Consider the following 7,390-nt stretch of genomic DNA (forward strand, 5'->3'; position numbering starts at 1 on the left):
TCGCGACCCCGAGGCGCTGGGCCGGGTGATCCGGGACGAGAGGATCACCACGCTGCACTTCGTGCCGTCGATGCTGGGGGCGTTCGCGGCGTCGGGCGAGCTGCCCGGCTGCGCCAGCCTGCGCCGGATCCTGTGCAGCGGCGAGGCGCTGCCGCGCGCGCTGCAGGACGAGGTGCTGCAACAGACAAGGGCGGAGCTGCACAACCTGTACGGCCCGACCGAGGCGGCGATCGACGTGACCTTCTGGGCCTGCCGGGATGAGCCCGGACAGAAGAGCGTGCCGATCGGGCATGCCATCGCCAACACCCGGATCCATGTGCTGGATGCCGACCTGAACCCGGTGCCGGAGGGGGTGGCGGGGGAGCTGTACATCGCCGGGGTCAACCTGGCGCGGGGGTATCTCGGCCGACCGGACCTGACGGCGGAGCGGTTCGTGCCGGACCCGCAGGGGCCGGCCGGCAGCCGGATGTACCGCTCGGGCGACCTGGTGCGGCGGCGCGGGGACGGGGCGATCGAGTATCTCGGCCGGCTGGACCACCAGGTGAAGCTGCGCGGGCTGCGGATCGAGCTCGGCGAGATCGAGGCGGGGCTGCGCTCATACCCGGGCATCCGCGACGCGGTGGTGGTGCTGCGGGAGGGCCGGCTGGTCGGCTATGTCGCCGGCGAGGCGCAGCCGGACGAGGCGGCGCTGAAGCAGCACCTGTCGGCGCTGCTGCCGGAATACATGGTGCCGTCCCGCATCGTGGTGCTGGCGGCCCTTCCGGTCTCGGCCAACGGCAAGCTGGACCGCAAGGCGCTGCCGGAGCCGGAGTGGGAGAGCGGCGCCGAGACCCGGGCCGAGCCCGAGGGCGAGACCGAGCAGGCCATCGCCCGCATCTGGCAGGACGTCCTCGGCCTCGACCACGTCTCCCGGCACGACGACTTCTTCAACCTCGGCGGACACTCGCTGCTGGCGACCCGGATGGCGTCGCGGCTGCGCCAGACCCTGGGCGTGGAGCTGCCGCTGGCGGCGCTGTTCGAGGCTCGCACCATCGCCGGCTTGGCCGCGCTGATCGACCGACATGGCCGCGCCGACGCCGCGGCAGAACTGGATGCGATGTCCGACCTCCTGGACGCGCTGGAGCTGTCCGAATGAACGACATGACTGTGCAGGCCGATCCGCTGCGCGCCATCGCCGAGCGCGTCGCCGCCCTGCCGGCCGACAAGCGCCGGCAGTTCCTGGCCCAGCTCGAGGCCAAGGGCATCAGCGCCCAGCGCCTGCCGATCGTGCCGGCGCCGCGGGATGGCGACCTGCCGCTGTCCCACGCCCAGCGCCGCCTCTGGCTGCTGTGGACGCTAGAGCCGGGGAGCGCGGCCTATCACATCACCGGCGGGCTGCGCCTGACCGGCCGCCTCGACGAGGCGGCGCTGCAGGCGGCGCTGGACGGGCTGGTCGCGCGGCACGAGGCCTTGCGCACGATCTTCCCGGAGATCGGTGGCGAGCCGCTGCAGCGCATCCTGCCGCCGTCGCCGCTGGTGCTGGCCCGGATCGATCTGTCGGCGGTGCCGGAGGGCGAGCGCCAGGACCGGCTCGACGACGCCTCGGCCACCGAGGCGCGGCAGACCTTCGATCTCGCCGCCGGGCCGCTGCTGCGCGCGACGCTGATCCGGCTGGCGGCGGACGAGCACGTGCTGCTGCTGACGCTGCACCACATCGTCGCCGACGGCTGGTCGCTCGACCTGCTGGTCGAGGATCTGGTGCGCGGCTATGACGATCACCGGTCGGGCCGGGCGCAGCGCGCCGCGCCCGAGATCCAATACACGGATTACGCGGTCTGGCAGCGCCAGCTGATGGAGGCCGGCGAGATCGAACGCCTGCTCGCCTCCTGGGTGGAGACGCTGGGCCCGGAGCAGCCGGTGCTGGAGCTGCCGGCCGACCGGCCGCGCCCGAGCGAGCCGAGCTGGCGCGGCGACATCGTCGCCTTCGACCTGCCGGACGACCTCTCCGCGGCGCTGCGGACGCTGGCGCAGCAGCAGGGCGCGACGCTGTTCATGGTGCTGCTGGCCGGCTTCTCCGTGCTGCTGCGGCGGCTCGGCGGGCAGGACGATCTGCGCATCGGCGTGCCCGTGGCCAACCGCCAGCGCCAGGATGTCGAGCCGGTGGTCGGCTGCTTCGTCAACACCCAGGTGCTGCCGGTCCGGGTCAACGGCCGGGCGGATTTCCGGTCGCTGCTGGCGTCGGTGCGCGACACGGCGCTGCAGGCCCAGGCGCATCAGGCGCTGCCCTTCGAGCGTCTGGTCGAGGCGCTCAACCCCGAGCGCAGCCTGAGCCGCAATCCGCTGTTCCAGGTGATGATGCAGCACGGACGGCGCCGCGATGCGGTCGCCATGCACCTGGGGGACGTGCAGGCCGAGACCCTGTCGCGACCCGGCGGCAGCGCCCAGTTCGACCTGAGCCTGTCGACGGCGGAGGATGGGGCCGGGCGGATCTCCGCCGAGCTGACCTACGCCACCGAGCTGTTCGACCGGGCGACGGCGGAGCGCTGGCGCGACGGCTTCCTCCGGCTGCTGCGGCAGGTCGTGGCGCATCCCGACCGGCCGCTGGCCCGGCTGGACCTGCTGACGGAGGCGGAGCGAGAGCGCCTGTCCGTCTGGAACGCCACGGACCGCGCCTGTGAGCCGGTATCGAGTGTGGCGACGCTGATCGAGCGGCAGGTGCGGACGAAGCCCGATGACGAGGCGCTGGTGTTCGGGGCCGAGCGGCTGAGCTATGCCGAGCTCGACCGGCGGGCCAACCGGCTGGCCCAGGCCCTGGTCGCCCGCGGCGTCGGCCCGGACGTGCTGGTCGGGGTGGCGGTGGAGCGCTCGGTCGAGCTGGTCGTGGCGCTGCTGGGTATCTTGAAAGCCGGCGGCGCGTATCTCCCCTTGGACCCGGAGTATCCGCGCGAGCGCCTGGCCGGCACCATCGCCGAGACCGGCCTGCGCCTGGTGCTGGCCCAGACCCGTCTCCTCGACCGGCTGCCGCAGGCGGACGGGGTCGAGATCGTCACCCTGGAAAGCTGGGATCTCTCCGGATACCCGGGTGAGGCTCCTGTCGTGGCCTGGCATCCGGAGGCCCTGGCCTACTGCATCACCACCTCGGGTTCGACGGGCAAGCCGAAGACCGTGATGGTCCGGCATGGCGGGCTGGTCAACCTGGTGCAATGGAGCCAAGCGACCTACGAAACCTCCGGACCGCCGGTGCTGCTGCAGAAGACGGTCGCCGGCTTCGACGCCTCGGTGTGGGAGTTCTTCTGGCCCCTGGCATCGGGCGGCCGGCTGGTGCTGGCGCGTCCCGGCGGGCATCGGGAGCCGGACCATCTGATCGAGATGATCCGCGCCGAAGCCGTGACCGCGGTCCAGTTCGTGCCGTCGCTGCTGCAGCTGTTCCTCGAAGAGGAGGGGGTGGAGAGCTGCTCCAGCCTGACCGACGTGTTCTGCGGCGGAGGGGAGCTGACGCCGGGTCTCGCGGCGCTGTTCCGGCAGCGCCTGCCGGGCGCGCGCCTGCACAACCTCTACGGCCCGACGGAGACGACAGTCGACGTGACCTCCTGGGCCTGCCGCCCGGAGGAGGGGCAGCGCAGCGTGCCGATCGGGCATGCCATCGCCAACACCCGGATCCATGTGCTGGATGCCGACCTGAACCCGGTGCCGGAGGGCGTGGCTGGGGAGCTGTACATCGCCGGGGCGAACCTAGCGCGGGGCTATCTCGGGCGGCCGGACCTGACAGCGGAGCGGTTCGTGCCGGATCCCTATGGCTCACCGGGCAGCCGGATGTACCGCAGCGGCGACCGGGTGCGGCGTCGCGGCGATGGGGCGATCGAATATGTCGGCCGTCTGGACCACCAGGTGAAGCTGCGGGGCCTCCGGATCGAACTCGGCGAGATCGAGGCGGGCTTGCGCTCCTATCCCGGGATCCGGGAGGCGGTGGTGCTGCTGCGCGAGGGGCGGCTGGTCGGCTATGTCGCCGGCGACACCCAGCCTGACGAGGCGGCGGTCAAGGCGCATCTGGCCCGCACCCTTCCGGACTACATGCTGCCGGCGAAGCTGGTCTGGCTGGAGCGGCTGCCGGTCTCGGCCAACGGCAAGCTGGACCGCAAGGCGCTGCCGGAGCCGGAGTGGGAGAGCGACGCCGACAGCCGGGCCGAGCCCGAGGGTGAGGCGGAGCAGACGATCGCCGCGATCTGGGCGGAGGTGCTGGGCCTGCGTCAGGTGGGCCGGGACGACAACTTCTTCGATCGGGGTGGAGATTCCATCCTGTCCCTGCAGGTGATCGCCCGGGCCCGGCGGCAGGGGCTGGTCCTGACTCTCCGCGACACTTTTCAGCACCAGACCGTGCGGGCCCTGGCCGCGGCGGCGCGTCGGGGACCGACGCCGGCGACTGCGGTTCCGGCATCAAATCCCGAAACGGAGAGGCCGGCGCGCCTGACGCCGTCGGACCTGCCGCTGGCCGGTCTGAGCCAGGCCCAGATCGACGCCCTGCCGATCCCGGCCGCGGAGGTCGCCGACGCCTATCCGCTGTCACCGCTGCAGCAGGGGCTGCTGTTCCACGCCCTGCACGCAACGGAGGCGGGGCTCTACGTCAACCAGGTCCTGGCGACCTTCGACGGGCCGCTCGACGCCGGCCGCTTCACCTGCGCCTGGGAGGCAGCGATCGAGCGGCACGACATCCTGCGAACCGGCTTCCTGTGGGACGGTCCGGCGCCGCTGCAACTGGTGCGGCGCAGCGTGCCCCTGCCGGTCGAGATCCGCGACGGCAGGGGGCTCAACGAGGCGGGAATCGCCGAGATCGCCCGCTGGGAGCGCGAGCGCGGCTTCGATCTGTCGGCGCCGCCGCTGATGCGGGTGCTGCTGCTGCGGATGGCGGAGGACCGGCACCGGCTGATCTGGACCTTCCATCACATCCTGATGGATGGCTGGAGCACGTCCCGGCTGATCGGCGAGGTGCTGTCGCAGTATCACGGCACGGCGCCCGCCGCCGGCCCAGGCCGCTACCGCGACCACATCGCCTGGCTGGCCGGCCGCGATGCCGCGGCGGACGAGGCCTTCTGGCGCGGCCGGCTGGCGAGGCTGGACGCACCGACCCGCCTGGCCGACGCGCTGCCGGCGCCCCTGGAGAAGGGCGGCGGGCACGGCGTCCTGGCCACCCGTCGCGAGGCCGAGCGCACGGCGCGGCTGACCGCTTTCTGCCGGCGCGAGCGCATCACCGTGAACACCCTGGTGCAGGGCGCCTGGGCGCTGCTGCTGTCGCGCTACACCGGCCAGCCCGGCGTCGCCTTTGGCGCCACCGTCGCCGGCCGCCCGGCCGAGCTGCCGGGCGCCGAGACGCTGCTGGGCCTGTTCATCAACACCCTGCCGGTGATCCAGCAGCCCGACCCCGAAGCCCGGGTGGGCGACTGGCTGCGCCAAGTGCAGGAGGTGATGCTGGCGTTGCACGAGCACGAGCACACGCCGCTCGCCGATATCCAGCGCTGGGGCGGGCAGGGTGGCCTGTTCGACACGCTGCTGGTGTTCGAGAACTACCCGATCGACCGCGCCGCGCGCGCCGGCGGCGACCTGCGGGTGTCGGCGGCGGAGACAGTGGAGGCGACGCACTACCCGCTGTCTCTGGCGATCCAGGCCGGCGACACGCTCGACATCGCCTATGGCTATCGCCGCGACGCCTTCACGCCGGCGCAGATCGAGGCGCTGAGCCGGCATCTCGACACGCTGCTCGACCGCCTGATCGAGAACGCCGGGTCCGAGCTCGGCTCCCTCTCCATGCTGGCGGAGACGGATCTCGCCCAACTCGCGGCCTGGCAGATCGAACCCTACCAAGCCGAGCCGTATCGCCCGGTCCAGGACTGGATCTCGCATTGGGCGGCGGCGGAGCCGGGCCGGACGGCGGTGATCTTCGGCGAGCGCGAGATCAGCCGGGGCGAGCTGGAGCGCCGGGCGAACCATCTGGCGCATCGGCTGGTCCAGGCCGGCGTCGGGCCGGACGTTCTGGTCGGCGTGGTGCTGGAGCGGTCGGTCGAGCTGCTGGTGACGCTGCTGGCGGTGCTGAAGGCGGGCGGCGCCTATGTGCCGCTGGCGCCGGACGCGCCGGCGGCGCGGCTGGCGGAGGTGGCGACGGACAGCAGGCTTCGGCTGGTGCTGACCCAGGCCTCGCTGGCCGGAAGGCTGCCGGAGGGGCTGGAACGGATCCTGGTCGAGGATGAGGCCGGGGAAGCGGAGACCGGGCCGGCGGTGGCGCTGCATCCGGAGAACCTGGCCTATGTGATCTACACCTCGGGGTCGACCGGCAAGCCCAAGGGCGTCGCCGTCGCCCACGGCCCGCTGTCCATGCATTGCCGAGTGACCGCGCCGCTCTACGACATGGACGAGCGCTCGCGCGAGTTCCACTTCATCGCCTTCAGCTTCGACGGCGCGCATGAGCGCTGGCTGACCGCGCTGACCTGCGGCGCCAGCCTGGTGCTGCGTGACGAGAGCCTGTGGCCGGCCGAGAAGACGCTGGCGGCGATCGGCCGGCACGGCGTCACCAATGCCGGCTTCCCTCCGGTCTACATCACCGAGATGGCGGCCTGGGCCGAGCAGACCGGCCAGTGCCCGCCGGTCGACCTCTATTCCTTCGGCGGCGAGGCGATGCCAGCGGCGGGATACGACCGGGTGCGCCGGGCTCTGCGGCCGCGGGCGTTGATCAACGGCTACGGACCGACCGAGGCGGTGGTGACGCCGCTGGTGTGGAAAGGGACGGCCGACACGGCCTGCGACGGGGCCTATGTGCCGATCGGACGGCCGGTGGGGGACCGCCGGGCCTATGTGCTGGACGGAAGGCTGCAGCCGGTGCCGGTCGGCGTGGCGGGCGAGCTTTATATCGGCGGCGGCGGGCTGGCGCGAGGCTATGTCGGGCGGCCGGACCTGACGGCCGAGCGCTTCGTGCCGGACCCCTATGGCGAACCGGGCAGCCGGATGTACCGCACCGGGGACGTGGTGCGGTGGCTGCCGGACGGGGCGATCGACTATCTCGGCCGGGCCGATCATCAAGTGAAGATCCGGGGCTACCGGATCGAACCGGGTGAGATCGAAGCGCGGCTGCTGTCGCACCCGCAGGTGCAGGGCGCGGTGGCGTCGGCGATGGCCTCGCCCGGCGGCAAGCGCTTGGTGGCGCATGTGGCGGCGCCGGAGGCCGGCGAGGGGCTGGAAGCCGAACTGAAGGCACATCTGGCCGGGCAGCTGCCGGAATACATGGTGCCGTCGCGGATCCTGGTACTGCCGGCGCTGCCGCTGCTGCCGACCGGCAAGCTGGACCGGAAGGCGCTGCCGGCGCCGGAGTGGGAGAGCGGGAGCCGGGCCGAGCCGGAGGGTGAGGCGGAGCGTGTCCTGGCCGGGA

2 protein-coding genes are annotated in these 7,390 nt (G+C 72.6%); both read left to right on the forward strand.

Going from position 1 to position 7,390, the window contains the following annotated elements; translation table 11 throughout:
* The coding region (locus tag G537_RS40670) for an AMP-binding protein (RefSeq protein WP_034853482.1) at positions 1–1,135 on the forward strand (1,135 nt) is incomplete at its 5' end.
* A partial coding sequence (locus tag G537_RS40675) for a non-ribosomal peptide synthetase (protein WP_051249297.1) occupies positions 1,132–7,390 on the forward strand: 6,259 nt, incomplete at its 3' end. The genes G537_RS40670 and G537_RS40675, both read left to right, overlap by 4 nt.

This window comes from Inquilinus limosus DSM 16000, from assembly GCF_000423185.1.
Lineage (GTDB): Bacteria > Pseudomonadota > Alphaproteobacteria > DSM-16000 > Inquilinaceae > Inquilinus > Inquilinus limosus.